This is a genomic window from Acinetobacter sp. YH16040_T, assembly GCF_024605785.1.
Lineage (GTDB): Bacteria > Pseudomonadota > Gammaproteobacteria > Pseudomonadales > Moraxellaceae > Acinetobacter > Acinetobacter amyesii.
The window spans coordinates 2,459,301-2,481,185 of sequence record NZ_CP094541.1 but is presented as its reverse complement, the minus strand read 5'-3'; the positions used below and the strand labels follow the sequence as shown (position 1 = coordinate 2,481,185).

The 21,885-nt window shown below is 40.6% G+C and carries 15 protein-coding genes, 1 tRNA gene and 1 pseudogene; 12 read left to right on the top strand and 5 right to left on the bottom strand.

The window, feature by feature from the left end:
• Nucleotides 1-9: 9 nt before the first annotated feature.
• Both MST16_RS12230 and MST16_RS12225 read right to left on the bottom strand, forming a co-directional pair.
• Nucleotides 10-450 carry a universal stress protein gene (locus MST16_RS12230; RefSeq protein WP_078189919.1) on the bottom strand — a complete coding sequence of 147 codons (441 nt, stop codon included), beginning with the start codon at nucleotides 448-450 and terminating at the stop codon, nucleotides 10-12.
• Between the two features lie 293 nt (nucleotides 451-743).
• Nucleotides 744-1,160 (bottom strand): hypothetical protein, encoded by a 417-nt coding sequence (locus tag MST16_RS12225; RefSeq protein WP_078193001.1) that lies wholly within the window; start codon nucleotides 1,158-1,160, stop codon nucleotides 744-746.
• A gap of 167 nt (nucleotides 1,161-1,327) precedes the next feature.
• On the opposite strand from MST16_RS12225, the gene MST16_RS12220 reads away from it, so the two are divergent.
• Nucleotides 1,328-1,404: transfer RNA gene (locus tag MST16_RS12220), tRNA-Met, on the top strand.
• 267 nt (nucleotides 1,405-1,671) lie between these two features.
• Here MST16_RS12220 and MST16_RS12215 read toward each other — a convergent pair.
• A complete protein-coding gene (locus tag MST16_RS12215; protein WP_180011027.1) occupies nucleotides 1,672-3,297 on the bottom strand; it encodes an NAD+ synthase in 1,626 nt (541 codons plus the stop codon).
• A gap of 375 nt (nucleotides 3,298-3,672) precedes the next feature.
• A complete protein-coding gene (locus MST16_RS12210) occupies nucleotides 3,673-4,185 on the bottom strand; it encodes a hypothetical protein (protein ID WP_218946173.1) in 513 nt (170 codons plus the stop codon).
• A gap of 165 nt (nucleotides 4,186-4,350) precedes the next feature.
• Between MST16_RS12210 and MST16_RS12205 the strand changes: the two genes are divergently transcribed.
• From MST16_RS12205 to MST16_RS12185, 5 genes and pseudogenes are all read left to right on the top strand, one after another.
• Entirely contained in the window at nucleotides 4,351-5,853 is a 1,503-nt protein-coding gene (locus MST16_RS12205) for an AAA family ATPase (RefSeq protein WP_180011025.1), read from the top strand.
• Entirely contained in the window at nucleotides 5,841-7,280 is a 1,440-nt protein-coding gene (locus MST16_RS12200) for a VWA domain-containing protein (RefSeq protein WP_180011024.1), read from the top strand. The genes MST16_RS12205 and MST16_RS12200 overlap by 13 nt, the downstream gene beginning before the upstream one ends.
• Nucleotides 7,281-7,513: 233 nt before the next feature.
• Nucleotides 7,514-8,470: a metal-dependent hydrolase gene (locus MST16_RS12195; RefSeq protein WP_180011022.1), complete on the top strand. Its 957-nt coding sequence runs from the start codon at nucleotides 7,514-7,516 to the stop codon at nucleotides 8,468-8,470.
• 12 nt (nucleotides 8,471-8,482) lie between these two features.
• A pseudogene (locus MST16_RS12190) lies at nucleotides 8,483-9,349 on the top strand (SDR family NAD(P)-dependent oxidoreductase).
• Between the two features lie 2 nt (nucleotides 9,350-9,351).
• Nucleotides 9,352-10,986 carry an NAD(P)/FAD-dependent oxidoreductase gene (locus MST16_RS12185; protein ID WP_180011047.1) on the top strand — a complete coding sequence of 545 codons (1,635 nt, stop codon included), beginning with the start codon at nucleotides 9,352-9,354 and terminating at the stop codon, nucleotides 10,984-10,986.
• A gap of 332 nt (nucleotides 10,987-11,318) precedes the next feature.
• Here MST16_RS12185 and gltA read toward each other — a convergent pair whose 3' ends face one another.
• Nucleotides 11,319-12,596 (bottom strand): citrate synthase, encoded by a 1,278-nt coding sequence (gene gltA / locus MST16_RS12180; protein WP_078189909.1) that lies wholly within the window; start codon nucleotides 12,594-12,596, stop codon nucleotides 11,319-11,321.
• A 1,027-nt stretch (nucleotides 12,597-13,623) separates the two neighbouring features.
• Between gltA and sdhC the strand changes: the two genes are divergently transcribed.
• From sdhC to odhB, 6 genes are all read left to right on the top strand, one after another.
• Entirely contained in the window at nucleotides 13,624-14,022 is a 399-nt protein-coding gene (sdhC, locus tag MST16_RS12175; protein WP_078192993.1) for a succinate dehydrogenase, cytochrome b556 subunit, read from the top strand.
• Nucleotides 14,022-14,387 carry a succinate dehydrogenase, hydrophobic membrane anchor protein gene (gene sdhD, locus MST16_RS12170; RefSeq protein WP_078189907.1) on the top strand — a complete coding sequence of 122 codons (366 nt, stop codon included), beginning with the start codon at nucleotides 14,022-14,024 and terminating at the stop codon, nucleotides 14,385-14,387. The genes sdhC and sdhD overlap by 1 nt, the downstream gene beginning before the upstream one ends.
• A gap of 12 nt (nucleotides 14,388-14,399) precedes the next feature.
• Nucleotides 14,400-16,298 (top strand): succinate dehydrogenase flavoprotein subunit, encoded by a 1,899-nt coding sequence (gene sdhA / locus MST16_RS12165; RefSeq protein WP_180011021.1) that lies wholly within the window; start codon nucleotides 14,400-14,402, stop codon nucleotides 16,296-16,298.
• A 14-nt stretch (nucleotides 16,299-16,312) separates the two neighbouring features.
• Nucleotides 16,313-17,020, top strand: coding sequence for a succinate dehydrogenase iron-sulfur subunit (locus MST16_RS12160; RefSeq protein WP_078189905.1), 708 nt, complete (start codon nucleotides 16,313-16,315; stop codon nucleotides 17,018-17,020).
• Between the two features lie 795 nt (nucleotides 17,021-17,815).
• Nucleotides 17,816-20,638 (top strand): 2-oxoglutarate dehydrogenase E1 component, encoded by a 2,823-nt coding sequence (locus MST16_RS12155; protein WP_111884450.1) that lies wholly within the window; start codon nucleotides 17,816-17,818, stop codon nucleotides 20,636-20,638.
• 16 nt (nucleotides 20,639-20,654) lie between these two features.
• Nucleotides 20,655-21,872 (top strand): 2-oxoglutarate dehydrogenase complex dihydrolipoyllysine-residue succinyltransferase, encoded by a 1,218-nt coding sequence (gene odhB, locus MST16_RS12150; protein ID WP_180011019.1) that lies wholly within the window; start codon nucleotides 20,655-20,657, stop codon nucleotides 21,870-21,872.
• Nucleotides 21,873-21,885: the final 13 nt, after the last annotated feature.

The following is a 21,885-nucleotide window of genomic DNA, read 5'->3' as shown; positions in this document are numbered from 1 at the left end:
TCTAATGGCTTATTTGCGTACAACCAAAACAGGAATGTCTGAAGCACCTAGTACGCTTTGAGCTACGCTGCCCAAGAAGAATTTTTTGATCCCTGTACGGCCATGTGAACCAATAATAATCAAGTCCGCATGTGTTTCTTCTGCAGCTTTAACCAGTTCAGTATGCACCACTTGACCTTCAAGTAAGCGAGTTTCAACAGTGACACCTTCAGTTGAAAATTTCGCTTTTGCTTCTTCAAGTGTATTTAAAATCGATGCACGAGCACGTTCAATTAAATCATTGGTTTGCGCTGCTGAAATATACTCTGCAGCAATATATGGATCGAGCGTCAGTACTTGAACCACAGTAATTTTACTGCCAAAAGTTTTTGCAAACTCGACAGCTTTAGCCACCGCAGCATAAGAAGTTTCTGAACCGTCCACTGGAACTAAAATATTATTTAAAGCCATCTTATTTCTCCTTATCTGATCAATTGAATTTGGATGGAAAAACCTGAAAAAAAGCGCTACTTACATTGATCATAGTTTCATCATACGCTTTTTTATTTGGGAATAAAACCAAGTAAATTCATAAGGATATTGCGAAATTTGCAATAAAAATATTGCAAAAATATAGACTTGTTTTCACCTCGCTTAGCGATAGCAAAAATGCTCAATAATGTAAGCAGCTATGTCTAGATTGTAAGACAATTTGGTGCTGAAAAAATTGAGCCTAGATAATTCATCCATCAGTGGACATGGTTTCAATCACACCGTTTCTCTTGCTCTGTCAGGGTAATATGCAACGCTTGTTGCTCAAGCAAGCTTAATTTATGCAACGCATCTTCAGGGAAAATCTGTTTTTGCAGGCGTTGAATTTGTCGCGCTGATAAATGCTGATTGGCACAATACATCGCAGCTTCATTAGCGCGCGCAACACTGACTAATTTCTCCTGATCATTGAAGTCGAGACGAATGATTGATTGCTGTGCTCGGCTAAGTTGAGCCATGCTGCGCTTTTGTTGCATGCTCAATAAAGGCTGTTTATTAATCCAAGTCGCCACATCACGTCGCACACCATTATAGTCAACAAAAATAGGTGAGACGATTTGGCAGCCCGTTAAGGTCATGACGGCAAGGCTGAGGGTCAGACAGGCTTTTTTTATCGAATTGAATTGCATGATAAAACTCTAATTTTTAATCAAAAAATATAGTAAATAGGGCTAAAAATAGCATAATTTGCTTAAATAGTAACATCTTGAACTTTGCTTGTTTAAACTCTGAACAATTGCAAACAAAAATGCTTGACGATAATGTGTGAAATCTAGATAATGCCACCACAGTTTACGGCTATGTAGCTCAGTTGGTTAGAGCACCGCACTCATAATGCGGGGGTCACAAGTTCAAGTCTCGTCATAGCCACCATTTTTATAGACCAAGCTCTCAGCTTGGTCTCTTTTTTTGTGCCTAGAAAAAGTCAAATAGATTGAAATAATTACAGCACTAATAAAATAATCTATTTACGATGTTAATGTAGAAATAAAAGAGAACTCAAATCTTTGATGTTATGAATTGATGTCCTAACTTTTGAAATACACATCTCAATTATTTTTTATTCTTACTGCTGCGTATTTTGCGCCTATAAAAAAGCCCAGTTATAGAACTGGGCTTTTTTTAATTTGAATCGAGTAATTAGATACCCGGTTTCCAACCATTCACGATTGGGTAGCGTCGTTCACGGCTAAATGCACGTGAGCTAATACGTGGACCAATCGCGCCTTGGCGACGTTTGTATTCGTTTAGATCAACCAAACGGATGACTTTTTTCACGACTTCAGCATCAAAACCTTTGGCAATGATGTCATCTTGGCTCATGTCTTCTTCGATATACGCATACAAGATGGCATCCAATACTTCATATTCAGGTAATGAGTCTTGGTCTTTCTGATCTGGACGAAGTTCCGCAGAAGGTGGACGAGTAATTACACGTTCAGGGATCACTGGTGTTTCTGAAATGCTGTTACGGTATTTTGCTAGTTCAAATACAATCGTTTTATAAACGTCTTTAAGAACTGCAAAGCCACCGACCATGTCACCGTACAATGTACAGTAACCAACAGATAATTCAGACTTGTTCCCTGTAGAAAGGACTAAATTGCCAAACTTGTTCGATAAGGCCATTAGCAACGTACCACGAGAACGCGCTTGTAGGTTTTCTTCAGTCGCATCAGTCGGTGCAGCGCCAAAGAAAGGGAATAAGGTTTGCATAAAGCCATTCACAATTGGATTGATTTCGGCAATACCAAAAGTTACGCCCATATTCTTGGCTTGTTCAGCCGCATCTTCAACACTGATTTGTGCAGTATAAGTATATGGCATCATGACCGCTTGAACTTTATCGGCGCCAATCGCATCGGCAGCAATCGCTAAAGTTAATGCTGAGTCAATACCACCAGATAGACCTAAAATCACGCCAGGGAAGCCTGAACGTTGTACGTAGTCACGGGTTGCGATTACAAGGCTTTGGTAGATTTCAGCCATGGTATTTAATACAGGCGTGATTGCACCTGTTTTAAAGGCTTTTTGTTCAGCATCGTATTCTGCGATATATAGATCTTCAACAAAACTCGGTGCTTGCAATGCAACTTCACCTGAATTGTTCATCACAAAGCTTGTGCCATCAAAGACAAGGTCATCTTGACCGCCCACTTGGTTACAGTAAACCAAATTGATGTTCAATTGTTTGGTCAATGCAGCCATGGTTTCAATGCGATGCTGTGGTTTACCAACTTCATAAGGTGAAGCATTTAAAACCAAAGCGGTTTCAACATTTAACTGAGCAAGCTGTTGAACAGTTGGTAATGCCCAAACATCTTCGCAAATCAACACACCAAACTTATGACCTAAATATTCAAAGACAAGGTGTTGATGACCTTCACTGAAATAACGTTTTTCATCAAAAACGCTATAGTTTGGAAGATTTTGTTTATTGTAAATCCCGAGAACTTGACCATTTTTCATGACAGCAGCAGAGTTATAGCGCTGACCATCTTCAGTTTGATTTACAAAACCAAAGACTAAAACGATGTCCTTAATGCTCGCTAATTGTTCAAAAGCTTGCTGTGTACGTTTATTTAAACTTGGACGTAATAATAAATCTTCAGCAGGATAACCAACTGTAGAAAGTTCCGGAAAAACAATAATATCTGCGTTCTGTTCTTTTGCAACATTGGCTTGTTGAAGCATTTTTGCTGCGTTTGATTCTAGGTTACCAATATGCGGAGAGAACTGAGCAAGTGCAATTTTAAAACTATTCATTCCAACTAAATCCTATTCCTATAGGTGAATACACTTAACACACTGATTTGTATTATTGTGATTATTCAGCGAGTGTATTTAGATACGAAAAATACTGCCGAAAGGCGAAAACAAAACACCATCATCGTATGATAATTCACTTGTTTTGATGCAAAGCAAAAAAATAAGGTGAACCTATTTTATCTGAATTTAAGCGAGATACTAGAGGTATTCATAGCTTTTAAAAGCCTAGCTGAGCTTATGTGCCATAAAGTAAATATTAATGCTGTTTTTTTGTACTCAAAATAGCGTCAATGGTCGAGCAATAGTGTGAAATAGAATGATCAGGCGATATTCAATTTTATCTAAAAATATTCGCTACAGAGCATGGAAGCTTTATAGCTCAATTTGATGAACAAGTTCTGGATATAAAATAATATTTTTAATTCGCTTTAAATAGATGTCACGTGCAATGTCACCTTGTTGCTCAATGTTGTAGTCAAAAAATGCCTTGTGTGCTTTGAGGGTATAGCGGTATGGATTATATTTTTTAAAACTAAAGAAATACGCCATCTGTAAAACAGCACCCCGACCCAAAACATTGATCTGCTGCTGGTATTGATAAACATGGGCCATCTCATGAATAAACAGGGCGCGATATCCTAAGGACGCTTTGGCATAGTCCGCTTTAAACAGTAAATTTCGTGCATGGATATACCCCTGAGGCGCCATGACCACATGCGCAGATTGCCAAGGCAAAAAAGGGTGATTCATCACTTTCACTTGCTCATATTGAATCAAATCCCCAAACACACTGCGACACATGGATATTTCACCTGCCGTGAGGGATCGATATTTAAAACCTTCAAGTTTTAACAGTCGGATGAGTGTAGGAAAGAAGGGCAACATGATGAAAAGTTTCTAGAGTTCCAAAGGGATGTGTAGTTTTACTATAACCTGAAAATACAATATCACGCTGTTGCGCTGTATTTAAAAAGCGATATTTTTGCATCTGCTACAGCGAAAAATCGATTAGGGCGTTACAATTTAGTTTTCGGTCAAACAGATAATCAGATGCAAGCACGGATCAATACTTTAATTTCTGAAATCAGCAAAAATATGTATGAACGTGAGCAGATTATTGCTTTGAGTTTGTTGGCTGGTGTTGCGGGTATGAATACCTTTTTATATGGTTTGCCTGGCACTGCAAAAAGTTTGATTTCACGTCGAATCGCCTCTGCTTTTGAAGTTCATGACTATTTTGAATATTTGATGAATCGTTTCAGTACGCCGGAAGAAATTTTTGGCCCAGTATCGATTAAAGCCTTAAAAGAAGATCAATACATTCGTAAAACAGAACATTATTTACCACGAGCAGATTTTGCTTTTTTAGATGAAATTTGGAAAGCCAGCCCTGCGATTTTAAATACTTTACTCACCTTGGTGAATGAACGGAGTTTTAAAAATGGTGATATTGTCCAAAAAGTTCCATTGAATGTTTTGGTCAGCGCATCGAATGAAATTCCCGAACCAAATCAAGGTCTAGATGCATTGTATGATCGTTTTATTTTGCGTTTAGAAGTGCCGCCGATTGCTATTGCAGAAAACTTCCATGCACTATTAGAGGCCAAACCGAGTCAAGTCAGTGTTGAAGTCGATGCAACTTTAAAAATAACAAAAGCAGAGTTACAAGATTGGCGGGAACAGATTTATCAGGTGGATTTACCCGAATCGATTTTAAATCTGTTTGATCAACTTAAAACTCGACTCAATCATAACTTTGAAGATCACGTGGTCTATGTCTCTGACCGTCGTTGGCAACGTGTGGCTTATTTAGTCAAAGCCTGTGCATTTTTAAATGATCGTTCATCGGTGATTTTGAGTGATTTATTAATTTTAAAACATTGTTTATGGAATCAGCCTGAAGACATTGGTTTTGTTTCACAGCAGATAGATGAAGTATTGGCTGAAAATGGCTTAAATTATGGGTTGCAGTTCGAACAGCATGTGGCAGAGAAGGATGCACTTGAACAGCGGGTGCTCAATCATTTTTATTATACCGATGATGTCTATGAGAGTTATTTAATTCATGGCATTGACTACTTGCGTGCAGTGACCAATCTAGATCGACACTATAAAGATAAAGTGTTGTATCTCGAACTGGATAAAATGGATACGAAAAAGGACTTCTTTGCCTTAGATGATACGGGTGAAGAAGTGCGTGGAATCGTGTGTAATTTTAATGGTTCAAGAGTGTGTACTTTAAAAGGTGGCTATTACGGCTTAGAAGAAGTGGTGACGCCGTATATAAAACATACCAAAGGTAGTCCACGCAGCTCTCTTTCAGCACAAAGCCAATATGAGCTGTTACACGAAGTTCAACAGCTCAAAGCACTGTTTCAAACAGAATTGGAACTGTTAACGGAACGATTTAACAGTCAAAAACATCAGTTTAAATCGGTCTTTGTCACTGAACAGGATATTCAACATTTGATTCAATCTATTGAGCAGCAATTGGCAAGATATCAATTGCAGTTGCAAGATTGTGAGCGTCTGGAACAGTTATGTCGCAATTAAAACCGACAAGACACCAAACCCAATCGGCACTCGATGAATTAAGTTCGCAGCTTTATGATGAATTAAAACAATCCAGCTTAAAACATTGGTTGGATGATCATAAAGTGGCAAAAAAGCTCGATCAAAAAATTCAGGAATGGGCCTTTCAGGCAAAATCGAGTTTAGATCAGCAGCATCCCTATGCAGTGGCGCAGCAGCAATTGGAATATTGGCTTGCGTTAAAGCATTGGGAGCAGGGTGATTTTGTTCAATTCCACACTGAATATGCCGCCTTCATGCAAACCTTAGGGATTCCAGAATTCACTGAAATGTGGCAACAGAGCCAACAGCCATTGCTGACCAAGCAGCAGCGTCAATTACAAATAGAGCTATTTAAAGGCAAATGGCAGCGCAAATTGACCGAAGCCATTGCACATTGGGAGTTTGAGCAGCTCCGTTTACAACGAGATGCCTTTTTAGATGAAATCAAAGATTTTCTCGCGACATTGTCGAAAATGGTCAAGCACCATGACAGTGTCGGGTTTGAAACTGGGATTTTTCTAGACTATTCCAAAGGACAATTAACAGAGCACGATGTACAGAACTTTGAGCAATGGGCGAATTATCTCGAGCAAGATCGGGCGCTTAAACGTCTATGTCAAATGATCGGAAGCGCACAGCCGAATATGCCACGTAAGCGGATTTCTGCTCAGTTAGAACAAGAACCACAGCAGCTTATTCACACCCCGATGGCGCAAGAGGAAATTACTGGAATTAAATTAGCACAAGAGCTCAGTATGGCTTTACCTAGCGAATTGGCGCTGTTAGCAGATCCAGACTTGCAGGTTTTATTTGATTTAAAATATTTAGAATCTAACCTGATGAGTTTTAATCGACAAGGGCAGCAACAAGGACGGGTTATCGAAGACCAACGCCATACGCAGCGTCGAGTCGGACAAAAAGGCCCGATGATTGTCTGCTTAGATACCAGTGGCTCAATGAATGGACAACCTGAACTGATTTCCAAAGCGATTTGTCTATATTTATCCATTCGAGCGCTGAAAGAAAAGCGAGCGATGTATTTGATGAATTTCTCGACCAATTTAACCGCGCTGAATTTACAGCATAACAGCGCTTTGGATGATGTCATTCACTTTTTAGGGCAGTCATTTCATGGGGGGACGGATATTATCCCTGCGATGAATCATGCCGTGGATATGCTGAAACAACCGAATTTTGTACATGCCGATGTGGTGGTGATTTCAGACTTTATAATGGGTCAACTGACTGAAGAACTCATGCAAGAGATCACACATTTTAAGCAGCAGGGCAATGGATTCTATGCTGTGGCTATCGGTAATTTTAAACTGGATCATTTAGACGACAGCCTGTTTGATCATCAATGGGTGTATCAATCTGCGACCGGTGAAGTGCAAAAAATCCAATAATCATTACTCAAAATACGCCATGACCTTTAATGACAAGCTTTTGAGCCATACAACACCGATGTTTTAAAGATTGTCTGACAAAGAAAATATTTGAGCATTTTTGCAAATCTAGAGGTCGGTTTTGCTAATGGCCTAGTGATCTATCTCACTTAATTTGATCCTCAATCTATGTGTTTTTACTTTAATCGACATGAAGTCAATGAACGGTAAACACCCAAATTGAGAGCAAAATCATGAGCGCTTTTCAACCGATAAAAAAAACTTTAGCACGCGTATTTGCAGTCCCTGTCTTTGACCCAACAAAACAGTCTGCCGTTGTTCCTATTCGGCATATGAAATTTGATTTTGAACCAGAAAAAATTGATCCAAAATTTTATATGAATGCAGAATTGGCCAGTGCCTATTTTGCATCTTTATCTATTTTCTTAACTCGTGGCGAAGATTTGGTGATTGATACTGCTCGATATCATCGCGACTTTATTCAAGATCCTGTATTAAGACAACGTGTCACGTCGTTGATTGGGCAAGAGGCCATTCATTCACGTATGCATGAAGAAATGAATGAAGCGTATCGCGCAAGAAATCTGCCTGTGCAATTTTTTAGAAAGTTAGAACACTACGTCTTTGCCTATGGTTTTGAACGTATGCCACAGCCAATGAAGTTATCCTTAATGGCAGCAATTGAGCATTTCACCGCAGTGCTTGCGGAATACATGATGAATCATGAAGAAATATTTTTTAATTCAATAGATGAAAAGCAGCGCGCCATTTGGATGTGGCATATGTTGGAAGAGTCTGAACACAAAGACATTGCCTATGATGTTTATCAAGAATTATCAGGTAATTATGCTTTACGTATTGCTGGCTTTTTCCCTGCATTAATTACCATTTTGGGTTTGATTTCAATTGGTGCATCGATTGTCCCTTTCTACAGAAAGCCATCAAATTTGATTAGCCTAAGCTACTGGAAAGATGTTCCGCGCAGTTTCCAACTGATTTTTGGGCTAAGAGATGGTGTCTATGGCAGTAGCCTCGGGCATATTTTTGATTATTTACGACCAAGTTTTCACCCCAATGACCATGACACCTCTGCATTTCTTGAATATTACAAAAAGCGTTTGTTGAACCCTGTTGATGGCGTGTTGACACCTTATTTTGTCAAAGAATTCACCCCAGCATTAAAACGATAAAAGGACACAACCATGGGGCTATTTGGAAAAAAGAACAAGCCAAGTGAAAACGCCTACGCGGTGGTTACTGGTGCAGGCAGTGGTATTGGGCGAAGCTTTGCTTTGGAGTTAGCACGTCGTGGCGGAACAGTGGTCTGTGCTGATATTCATTTAGAGGCAGCACAAGAAACGGTGGATCAAATTCAATCCATGACCTCATCAAATGCTTATGCGGTGCAGTGCGATGTAGGTAAGGCTGAAGAAGTAAAAGCATTGTCATAGCAAGCTGAGCAGTTGATGGGACATGCTGTGACTTTGGTGATTAACAATGCAGGCGTCGGGCTGGGTGGTAAATTTGATGAGCTGAGTTTAGACGACTGGCAGTGGTGCATGCATGTCAATTTGTGGGGTGTGGTGCATGGCTGCCATTATTTTGTACCCAAGCTAAAACAAAATAAGCAGGGCGGCGCGATTATTAATGTTGCTTCTGCTGCGGCATATACTGCTGCACCAGAAATGACAGCATATAACGTGACGAAGTCGAGTGTGTTGGCATTGTCTGAAACTTTATCGGCAGAGCTCCGATCGGCAAATATCCGTGTGAATGTACTGTGCCCAACCTTGGTGCCGACCAATATCATGAAGAATGGACGCTTGCCCAATCGATATTCAAGCTTAGCTGATCAACTGCTGATGAATCATGCATTTACGACGAGCCACGATGTAGTCAATTTGACATTGAATAATTTAGATGCAGGGAAGTTGTACACCATTCCGCAACCTGATGCCAAATTATTTTGGTGGTTAAAGCGTTTATCCCCGCAAACCTATACCCGTTTATTGGGGGTGGGTTATCCCATATTTAACAACTATATTAAAAAGTCGGGAGCAAAAGCATGAACATGCCGACACAATTACATGACGAAGATGTAAAAGCATTAGATCAAGAGAAAACTCAAACTAAAAAGCCCACAGCACATACTAATGCACGTCGTCCTGCATCGTCTTCTGCTAAAGCTAAAAAAGCAGCACAAGACCAAGCAGAGCCAGAACCTAGCCTACAAAAACCAAGCGTAGAAAATCAAGTGCGTGTCTACGATACCATTGTGATTGGTGCGGGGATATCCGGTTTAGCTGCCGCTCATCAAATGAATGAACGAGGTTATACCGATTATGTGGTTTTGGAAAAAGCCAATCGCGTAGGAGGAACATGGCGCGACAACACCTATCCAGGTTGTGGATGTGATGTCCCTTCGGCTTTATATTCTTTTTCATTTGCACCGAGTCATAAATGGAGTCATTTATTTGCCAAGCAACCTGAGATTCTGAACTATTTAGAAGGTGTTGCGGAGCAGCATGCGCTGTATCGCAACATTCAGTTCAATTGTGAATTAATTGCAGCGGAATGGAATGAGCAATTAAAGCAATGGCAATTGGAGACCAGTAAAGGTAAGTATGCGGCAAGAACAGTGATCTTTTCCACTGGGCCGATTACTGAACCGCAAATTCCAAAAATTAAAGGTATTGAAAGCTTTGAAGGTGAAATGTTCCATTCTGCGCGATGGAACCATGCCTATGACTTAAAAGATAAACGTATTGCAGTGATTGGTACGGGGGCATCTGCGATTCAGTTTATTCCTCAGATTCAACCTATTGCCAAAAATGTGGTGGTGTTTCAACGGACTGCGCCATGGGTATTACCAAAAGCAGATTTACCACTGAATGACCGTGCGAAAGGCATCATTACCCGTTTTCCGACTGTTCAAGAAACTTGGCGCAAAAGTGTGGCCGGTATATTAAATGGTATTAATTTAGGACTGCGTAATCCTTCACTACTAGAGCCTGTGAATTATTTAGGTCGTCAGTTGTTGAAAACACAAATTCAAGATACTGAATTACTTGAAAAAGTAACACCAAACTTTTCTATTGGTTGTAAGCGTCTTTTATTTGCCAATAACTATTATCCTGCTTTGCAGCAAGCCAATGTTGAACTTGTGCCACATGGTTTAGTGGAAATAGAAGGTAATACTGTCATCGCTGCAAATGGTGAACGTCATGAAGTCGATGTCATTATTTGGGGCACAGGTTTTGAAGTTTCTCATCCGCCGATTGGGCAACGTGTAAAAAATGCCAAAGGGGAGTTATTGTCAGAACTTTGGAAAAACAGTTCTCCTGAAGCGTTTTTGGGTACCAGTATCGCGCAAGTACCTAATGCCTTCTTGGTGCTTGGGCCAAATATTTTGGTTTATGACTCATTCATTGGGATTGCAGAAGCACAGGTTGGGTATATCGTTGATGCTTTGGTAAAAATGAAACAAGAGAAGATACAACGGCTTGAAATTAAGCCAAATGTATTGGCCTATCACAATGCAAAAGTACAGACACATTTACAGACTACAGTCTTTAATAGTGGCGGCTGTAAGAGCTATTACTTAGATGCCAATGGACGCAATTTTGTAGCTTGGCCGTGGTCACTGAAACAGTTAAAGCAGCGTCTTAAACAGGTGGACTTGACAGACTATGAGTCGGTTGCTTAGAGAAGGTTGCTTAATAAAAGTTACTTAACTTAATAAGCTAAAATAAAGCATCATCAATATTTAAACCTTTTGTTTACAGCCTAATTTCTACGTGGAATTAGGCTTTTTTATGACGATATCTGATGAAGCAGTGTGAGATTTTCTAGAAAATGGCGATTTAAAATACACTCAGCAATAAACAGCATACTTTATAACTTGTGAGACATCGTTTTATCTAATGATTGAGTTGAAAAATCAGTCAGATGGGGCTGTTTTAAAGTGCAAAATAAATCTAGCTGCATAAAAAAACCGCCCCAAAGGGACGGTTTTTAGATTCGCACAATTCTTTCGAATTAACGACCTTGGATATCGCGTTGAGTTTCGCCAGTGTAAAGCTGACGAGGACGACCGATTTTGTAAGGTGCGCTGTGCATTTCTAACCAGTGGCTGATCCAACCAACAGTACGTGCAAGAGCGAAGATTACTGTAAACATTTCTGTTGGGATACCAATCGCTTTAAGGATGATACCTGAGTAGAAGTCTACGTTAGGGTATAGGTTACGTTTGATGAAGTATTCGTCAGAAAGCGCAATACGTTCGAGTTCCATAGCCAAAGCAAGTTGTGGATCGTTGATACCAAGTGCAGTTAACACTTCGTCACAAGTCTCTTTCATTACTTTCGCACGTGGATCGAAGTTTTTGTAAACTCGGTGACCGAAGCCCATAAGTTTAACTTCTTTAGTTTTCACTTTTTCCATGAACGGAGCAACGTTTTCTACAGTGCCGATTTCATCAAGCATCTTAAGAACAGCTTCGTTCGCGCCGCCGTGAGCAGGTCCCCATAGAGCCGCGATACCCGCAGCGATACATGCGTATGGGTTAGCGCCAGTAGAACCAGCAAGACGTACTGTAGAAGTAGACGCGTTTTGTTCGTGGTCAGCATGAAGCGTGAAGATACGGTCCATTGCTTTAGCAAGAATAGGGTCAACTTTGTAATCACGGTCTGCAGGAGTAGCAAACATCATGTACAAGAAGTTTTCTGCGTAGCTTAAATCGTTACGTGGGTAAACGAATGGTTGGCCTACTGTGTATTTGTAAGTCCAAGCAGCTAAAGTAGGAACTTTAGCGATTAAGCGAATAGCAGTGATTTCGCGGTGGTCAATGTTTTCAACATCGAAACCGTTGTGATAGAACGCAGAAAGCGCACCAACAACACCACACATGATCGCCATAGGGTGAGCGTCACGACGGAAACCATTGAAGAAACGGCCAACTTGATCGTGAACCATAGTGTGGTTACGAACTTTAGCATCGAATTCTTGTTTTTGTTCAGCAGTAGGAAGCTCGCCGTTCAAAAGAAGGTAGCAAGTTTCTAAGTAGTCTGCTTTAGTAGCAAGCTGGTCGATTGGGTAGCCACGGTGTAGAAGAACACCTTTACCGCCGTCAATGAAAGTGATTTTAGATTCACAAGCAGCCGTTGAGACAAAACCAGGATCAAAAGTAAAGTGACCTGCGGCCAACACATCTTTAACGTCAATTACATCTGGGCCTAGAGTGCCACTGTAAATTGGTAAGTCAATTTCTTTGCCATCAAGCTGTAAAACGGCTTTTTTGCCAGTTGCTTCAGACATTCAATAGATCTCCTGTCCTGGTGAATGTTTTATCTGACTCAGTACTAATCTTTTAATGCGAGAATCAGACGGATCAAAAATTTGCTCTAAGATTAGAGGGAACTGAAATTTTGTCAATTATACTTATGGATATAAATTGATGATCATTCATTGAAATGAAGCACAATTCATCCGCTTAAAAAATGAGTAAAATCACAGTGCCGACGCAGTATAATAAGTCAAATTGCAGGGGAGGTGCAGATTAAAAAAAGCCTATTGCCTTAATTGTAAGCAATTTTTAATTCTTAAAAACTCTGAAACAAATAGGAATTACAAGACCGCTATTTCATTAAATTATTATAATTTTCGTAACTTACACACATCTATGGCTTTAAATTGCTGTTTTCTTATTCATAATTAAAACGACTTAATCGCCCTTAAAAAAAAGTTCGTTTGGTTAAAAAATAGTTAATTAAACGCCTTAAAAAGCTTAATAAATGATCATTTTTGTCATTGGAAAGGTAAATAATGGCGTTTTATTGAACAGATTTGCTGTTACTGAGATTTTTATGCACAGACTAAGTACTTATTTCGTTTCATGATCTTTGAGTTTTATCATTTGAGAAAATGACGCACATTTATTTTTATGATTAAGGCTTGGCGAATGTGCTGGAAGATTTTAAAATGTAGTGGGAAAAGAAAGATTTAGATTTGTTCATCTTTAGTCTAAAAGTTTAAATCACCATATACACACAAAAACAATAAATGAAATTTACATTTAACTGATTAAAACCAATAAGATAGTATGATTTTCTTAGATAAATAAGGTATTTGTTTGTAGAAAAGTTATTGTTAATGATTCTTATTTAAGGATATTTTGCAAAATTCCTAATTGTCTTCGTTTGTGTTTTGAAAGTTCACGTTTTATAATTCCCTGTCGTTTATAAGATCAGACAGCTGCAGAGTTTATTATATTGTAATGTCTGACTATGCTAGCTTTCCTACGAATTAATTCCAACAAACTCCGGATGGAGTTTTTACTTACAGGATGCCCGCTGTGAAAAGCAACAGACCTGTCAATTTGTCCATGGGTCAAGTTTTAGACGTAAACTTAAAATCCCCTGTGGCTATTGCATCAATTTTACACCGTCTATCAGGTGTTATCGTATTTTTACTCGTACCGGTCCTTCTTTGGATTTTAGACAAATCTTTATCTTCACCTGAAGGTTTTGCGCAAGTTCAAGCTGTGTTTGATAGCTTTATTGTGCGTTTTGTCGTATGGGTATTTGTAGCCGGCTTAATTTATCACCTTATTGGTGGTATCAAGCATCTATTTGCAGATCTTGGCGTTGCTGAAGAACTTCAAAGTGGTCGTATCGCAGCTACTATTTCATTGATCTTGTCTGCAATCGGTATTGTTGCAGCATTTGTATGGATTGTTCTCTAATGAAAAGTGCTACAGGTTTAACAGGATCAGGTTCACGCGATTGGTTTATCCAACGTGTAAGTGCCGTTGTATTGGCTGTTTATACTATTGTTGTGCTGGGCTGGATCCTTTGCAATAGCGGATTCACTTTTGAGCAATGGTATGGCTTTATGATGACAACACCAATGAAGATTTTATCTTTATTGTCTGTCTTATCTCTTGTTGCGCATGCTTGGATTGGTATGTGGCAAGTATTCACTGACTATGTGACTACTCGTCAAATGGGTCCTTCAGCAAACGGTCTGCGTTTAGTGCTGACTTCTGCAGTGATTGTTGCAGTATTTGCATACGCGATCTGGGCGATCCAGATTTTTTGGGCAAATTGATAGGAAGATATCATGGGCGCTATAACCCCTAAAGAAGATTACACAAATATTCCACACCTAACTTTCGATGCAGTCATCGTTGGTGGTGGTGGTTCAGGTATGCGTGCTTCTTACCAACTTGCTCAAGCTGGTTTGAAAGTTGCTGTACTGACTAAAGTATTCCCAACTCGTTCACACACTGTTGCAGCGCAGGGTGGTATTGGTGCATCTCTTGGTAACATGCAAGAAGATAACTGGCACTACCACTTCTACGACACAGTTAAAGGTTCTGACTGGTTAGGTGACCAAGACGCAATTGAGTTTATGACTCGTGAAGCACCTCAAGTTGTATATGAGCTTGAACACCTAGGTATGCCATTTGACCGTAACGCTGACGGTACAATTTACCAACGTCCGTTTGGTGGTCATGCTGCGAACTATGGTGAAAAACCAGTTCCACGTGCATGTGCTGCTGCCGACCGTACAGGTCACGCTCTTCTTCATACGCTTTATCAAAGCAACGTGAAAATGGGTACTCAATTCTTCGTTGAATGGATCGCACTTGATTTGATCCGTAATGAAGAGGGTGATGTGCTTGGTGTGACAGCAATTGACCAAGAAACGGGTAAAATTGCAGTATTCCAAGGTAAAGCAACATTGTTCGCTACTGGTGGTGCTGGTCGTGTTTACCGTGCATCTACTAACGCTTATATTAATACTGGTGACGGTCTTGGTATGGCAGCTCGTGCAGGTATTCCATTACAAGATATGGAATTCTGGCAATTCCACCCAACAGGTGTTGCGGGCGCAGGCGTATTGTTGACAGAAGGTTGTCGTGGTGAAGGTGCGATCCTTCGTAACGATGCTGGTGAGCCTTTCATGGAGCGTTATGCTCCGACACTGAAAGACTTGGCACCTCGTGACTTTGTATCACGTTCTATGGACCAAGAAATTAAAGAAGGTCGTGGCTGTGGTCCTAAGAAAGACTACATCTTGCTTGATATGACGCATCTTGGTGCTGAAACAATCATGAAACGTCTTCCATCTGTATTTGAGATTGGTAAGAAATTCGCGAACGTTGACATCACTAAAGAGCCAATTCCTGTAGTACCTACAATCCATTACCAAATGGGTGGTATTCCTACAAATATTCATGGTCAAGTGGTTGTTCCTGTATCTCGTGAAACTGAAGCTTTGGTTGCGAACTACAATAAAGAAACTGGTGTGTACTCACACAATGCGGGTGACCGTGATTTCACTAAACCAGTGAAAGGTTTCTATGCAATCGGTGAATGTTCATGTGTATCTGTACACGGTGCAAACCGTCTAGGTACAAACTCATTGCTTGACTTGGTTGTATTTGGTAAAGCTGCTGGTGAACATATTGTTGACTACGTAACTAAACACCACGGTGATGAATACGCTCCATTACCTACAACTGTTCTTGAAAACACTTTGAATCGTGTTCGTCATCTTGATGAATCTACTTCTGGTGAAAATGCTCAAGAAGTTGCTGATGCAATCCGTGACATCGTTCAAGATCACGCTGGTGTATTCCGTACATCTGCACTTCTTGAAGAGGGTGTGAAACAGATTCTTGCGATCGAACCACGTGTACGTAACATTCACTTGAAAGACAAATCTAAAGTATTTAACACAGCGCGTGTTGAAGCTCTGGAAGTTGAAAACCTGTATGAAGTTGCGAAAGCGACACTGATTTCTGCGGCTGCACGTAAAGAATGTCGTGGTGCGCATACAGTGGTAGATTTTGAATTACCACCTGATCATGCTGACTACCCATACGGTCGTCGTGATGATGAGTGGATGAAACACACTTTATGGTTCTCTGTAGATAACCGTCTTGAGTACAAACCAGTACGTTACAAGCCTTTATCTGTAGATGCTATTCCGCCTAAACCACGTACATTCTAATTGGGAGAAGTAAGATGAGTAGAGGTACTCGTACATTTAATATCTACCGCTACGATCCTGATAAGGATGCAGCTCCGTACATGCAAACTTTTAAACTAGAGTTGACTGATAAGCATCGTATGTTGCTTGATGCACTTCTAGCATTAAAAGTTCAAGACGAATCATTAACATTCCGTCGTTCATGTCGTGAAGGTATTTGTGGTTCTGATGGTGTAAACATTAATGGTAAAAATGGTTTGGCGTGTCTTTGGAACCTAAACGACTTACCAGAAGTGATCACAATTCGTCCACTTCCAGGTCTTCCAGTAATTAAAGATTTGGTTGTAGATATGAATCAGTTCTACGATCAGTACAATAAAATCCATCCGTTCCTAATCAACAATCAGCCTGCGCCTCCTAAAGAGCGTTTGCAGTCTCCTGAAGAGCGTGAACATTTAGATGGTTTGTACGAATGTATTCTTTGTGCATGTTGTTCAACTTCATGTCCATCATTCTGGTGGAACCCAGACAAGTTCTTGGGTCCTTCAGCATTGTTGAACGCATATCGCTTCATCATTGACTCTCGTGATACAGCAACTCAAGAGCGTTTGGCTCGTCTTGACGACCCATTCTCATTGTTCCGTTGTAAAGGTATCATGAACTGTGTATCTGTATGTCCTAAGGGTCTTAACCCAACTAAAGCAATCGGTCACATCCGTAATATGCTTTTAGATCTTGGTTAATAGATTTAGCAGTAAAAAGAAGCGCACCATTGGGTGCGCTTTTTTTGTCATATATAAAAATGATGATAGTGAAAGTTATTCGCTGTCATTGCAGAGTGCTATAAATGGATTTCATAGAAACGTAGTGAATTAAAAGTATAAAGTGATAGATAAATGGTTATTTATTGATGAAACGCTCGTTCAAGTCTGTCAAAAGGATTAGAAGATGTTATTATGTAACGTAGTAAAAAGAGAGAGGATAGGAATGTCAGCTCTCTTTTGTTTTTGTATATGAGATGAGGTAAAAATCGAACGTAGACTTTTGTCTTAATTGAAAGATCATTTTATATGTAGCACCATATCATAGATGAAAATACAAACAGTGTATTTCGCTAATTTATGAGAGGTATGTGTCAAAAAAATCAATTGAAAATGCTCGAACGTGTTAGCATTTAAAGTATCACTATATGTAAAAAATGACTTTGAATTGGGTACATTTTTTCTACAATTTAAGCGCTGTAGAAGGTATATAAATGTTAATAAAGTCGCTTTAGAAAAGATAATTGCGAAAAATTTATTTTTTCTAAGATGATTTGCAAAAATTGCCCGATTTATGTCGGGTATTTCTCAATGAGTAATGATGCCGCTGAGGGCGTTATTGTTCATTAATCACATTGGGTAATCCTAATGTAGTGATAACGCCTCAAGGCTTAAGCCTAATGGGGACTAATGTCATATTACCAATTTGACATTACTAATCATGGGTTCGCTTAAAAAGCATCCTGAAATGTTTTGCAATAGGAAATGGGTCCACACATGCAAGAAGTTGCTGACGCACTGCGTCTTGACACTGAACTTAGCGCTGACAGTGCAGCGTATATTGAAGAACTTTATGAGCAGTATCTAACGGCTCCAGACTCAGTAGAGGCTGATTGGCGTGAATACTTCGATAAATTCCCGAAAGGTGATCAACCACACAGCAATGTACGTGAGCAATTCCTATTATTAGGCCGTAATTCAAGCCGTGTTCAGCCTGTAGTGCAAAGTGCAGTAAGTTCTGAGCATGAACGCCGTCAAATCGGTGTATTACAGTTGATCGCTGCATACCGTAACCGTGGTCATCAAAACGCAAAATTAGATCCACTTGGTCTTGCAAAACGTGAAATCGTGCCTGATCTAGATCTTGCTGCGCACGGTCTAACTCAGTCTGACTTAGATACTGTATTTAATACAGGTAACCTTGCAATCGGTAAGTCTGAAGCAACACTTGGTGAAATGGTTCAAGCAATGGAAGCAACTTATACTGCTTCGATTGGTGTTGAATACATGCACATTGTTGATACTAAAGAAAAACGTTGGATTCAACAACGCCTTGAAGGTACTCGTGGTCAATTTGGCTACACTGCAGACCAGAAAAAACACATCCTTGAACGTCTAACTGCAGCTGAAGGCCTAGAAAAATACCTTGGTAACAAATTCGTTGGTGCGAAACGTTTCGGTGTTGAAGGTGGTGAATCTTTCATTCCTATGGTGAATGAACTTATTCAACGTGCGGGTTCGGTAGGTTGTAAAGAAGTGGTTATCGGTATGCCTCACCGTGGCCGTTTAAACCTTCTTGTAAACATCATGGGTAAAAACCCAGCTGATCTATTTGGTGAGTTCGAAGGCAAATCTCTGCATAAAAAAGGCTCTGGTGACGTTAAATACCACCAAGGTTTCTCTTCAAACGTCATGACTCCGGGTGGCGAAGTTCACTTGGCATTAGCGTTTAACCCATCACACTTAGAAATCGTTGGACCTGTAGTAGAAGGTTCTGTACGCGCACGTCAAGTACGTCGTAAAGATATCGGTGGTGATGATGTATTACCAATCATCGTTCACGGTGATGCTGCATTTGCAGGTCAAGGTGTAAACCAAGAAACTTTCCAAATGTCACAAACTCGCGGTTATACCGTGGGTGGTACAGTTCATATCGTCGTGAACAACCAAGTTGGTTTCACAACGTCTGACCCACGTGATGCGCGTTCTACAGAATACTGTACTGACATCGCGAAAATGATCCAAGCACCGATCTTCCATGTGAACGGTGATGATCCTGAATCTGTATTATTTGTTTCTCAATTGGCACACGATTTCCGTCATACATTCCGTAAAGACGTTGTAATCGATATGTTCTGCTACCGTCGTCGTGGTCATAACGAAGCTGACGAGCCAGCTGCAACTCAGCCAATGATGTATCAAATCATCAATAAAAAAGCGACTACTCGTACGCTTTATGCTGACAAACTTGTACAAGAAGGCGTTCTTGATCGTGCTTCTGCTGATGCAATGGTTGAACAGTATCGTTCTGACCTTGAAGCAGGAAAACACGTTGCAAATGCGTTGGTACTTGAGCCAAATACAAAAATGTTTGTGGACTGGAAACCTTACCTAGGCCACGAATACACAGACAAATGGGATACGACTTTCCCAATCGAACGTCTAAAAGAGCTTGGTGCGAAAATGCGCGAGCTTCCTGAAGGCTTCGTGATGCAACGTCAGGTTGCTAAAGTGATTGATGACCGTCTGAAAATGCAGACTGGTGAAATGCCATTGAACTGGGGTGCTGCTGAAACATTAGCTTACGCGTCTCTTCTAGATGAAGGTTTCCTTGTTCGTTTAACAGGTGAAGACGTTGGTCGTGGTACATTCTCACACCGTCATGCAAAACTTCATAACCAAGTAGATGGTTCAACTTACATTCCATTATGTAACTTGAAAGAAAACCAACCGCGTACTGCAATTTATGACTCTTTATTGTCAGAAATGGCGGTTCTTGCATTCGAATACGGTTATGCAACAACTCTTCCAAAGAGCCTTGTCATTTGGGAAGCGCAATTTGGTGACTTCGCAAACTGTGCACAGGTTGTAATCGATCAGTTCATCGCGTCTGGCGAAACGAAGTGGGAACGTGTATGCGGTCTGACTATGCTTCTTCCACACGGCTTTGAAGGTCAAGGTCCTGAGCATTCATCAGCTCGTTTAGAGCGTTTCTTACAGCTATGTGCTGAAGAAAACATGCAAGTGATCACACCGACTACACCAGCGCAGATTTACCATGCGATGCGTCGTCAAGCACTTCGTCCAATCCGTAAACCAATGATCGTGACTTCACCGAAGTCGCTTCTTCGTCACAAACTTGCAACCTCTACATTAGAAGAACTTGCAAATGGTTCATTCCAAACTGTGATTGATGAAATCGACAACATCAACAAATCAGACGTAACTCGTCTAGTGCTTTGTGGTGGTAAGGTTTACTACGACTTACTTGAAAAACGTCGTGAAAAAGAATTGAACAACACAGCAATCGTTCGTATTGAACAATTGTATCCGTACCCAGAAGCACGTCTTGCTGAAGTTCTTGCACAATATCCAAACGTTAAAGAATTGGTTTGGGCTCAAGAAGAACCGAAGAACCAAGGTGCATGGTTATTCATCGCTCCGCGTCTGTATGACGACGTGATGAAAGCGGGCAAACAAGTTCGTATTAGTTATGCAGGTCGTGAAGCTTCTGCTGCACCGGCTTGTGGTTCACCATATTTGCACGCAAAACAACAAGCTCAGCTCGTAAATGATGCTTTAGCTATCGTAGCTGAATAACAGGAGATTCTTAATAATGGCAACCGAAATTAAAGCACCGGTATTCCCAGAGTCAGTTGCTGACGGTACAGTTGCAACTTGGCACAAACAACCAGGTGAAGCAGTATCACGTGACGAAGTGATTTGTGATATTGAAACAGATAAAGTTGTTTTAGAAGTTGTAGCTCCTGCTGACGGTACGATTTCTGCAATCGTTAAAAACGAAGGCGATACAGTTTTATCGAACGAAGTGATCGCGACTTTTGAAGAAGGTGTTGCTTCTGGCGCTGCTCAAACTCAAGCTGTTCAATCAGAAGAGAAAGTAGAACAAGCTGCTGCGCAAACTCAAGCGGGCGCTGCGCCAGTTGTTGAGCGTGCACAACCTGTTGCTGATCAAGCACCAGCAGTACGTAAAGCATTGACTGAGTCTGGCATTGCTGCTGCTGACGTTGCTGGCACTGGCCGTGGCGGTCGCATCACTAAAGAAGATGTTGCAAACCATCAAGCTAAACCAGCTGCTCCTGCTGCTGCGCCATTAAGCGTTGCTGTTGGTGAACGTATCGAAAAACGTGTTCCTATGACTCGTCTTCGTAAGCGTGTTGCTGAACGTCTACTTGCTGCAACTCAAGAAACTGCAATGTTGACTACGTTCAACGAAGTAAACATGAAACCAATCATGGAAATGCGTGCGCAATACAAAGATGCTTTTGAAAAGCGTCATGGTGCACGTCTTGGCTTCATGTCATTCTTTGTTAAAGCAGCAACTGAAGCACTTAAACGCTACCCAGCTGTAAACGCTTCGATTGATGGCAATGACATCGTTTACCACGGTTTCTACGACATCGGTGTTGCTGTATCAAGCGACCGTGGTCTAGTAGTTCCAGTTCTTCGTGATACTGACCGCATGAACTATGCTGAAGTTGAAAATGGTATCCGTGCATACGCTGGTAAAGCGCGTGATGGTAAATTGGGTATCGAAGATATGACTGGCGGTACATTCACTATTACTAATGGTGGTACTTTCGGTTCTTTGCTTTCTACACCTATCTTAAATACGCCACAAACTGCGATTTTGGGTATGCATAAAATCCAAGAACGTCCTATGGCTGTAAATGGTCAAGTTGAAATCTTGCCAATGATGTACTTAGCGCTTTCTTATGACCACCGTCTAATCGATGGTAAAGAAGCAGTAGGCTTCCTTGTAACAATCAAAGAATTGTTAGAAGAACCAGCTAAACTCATCCTTGATCTTTAATACTTCAGAATAA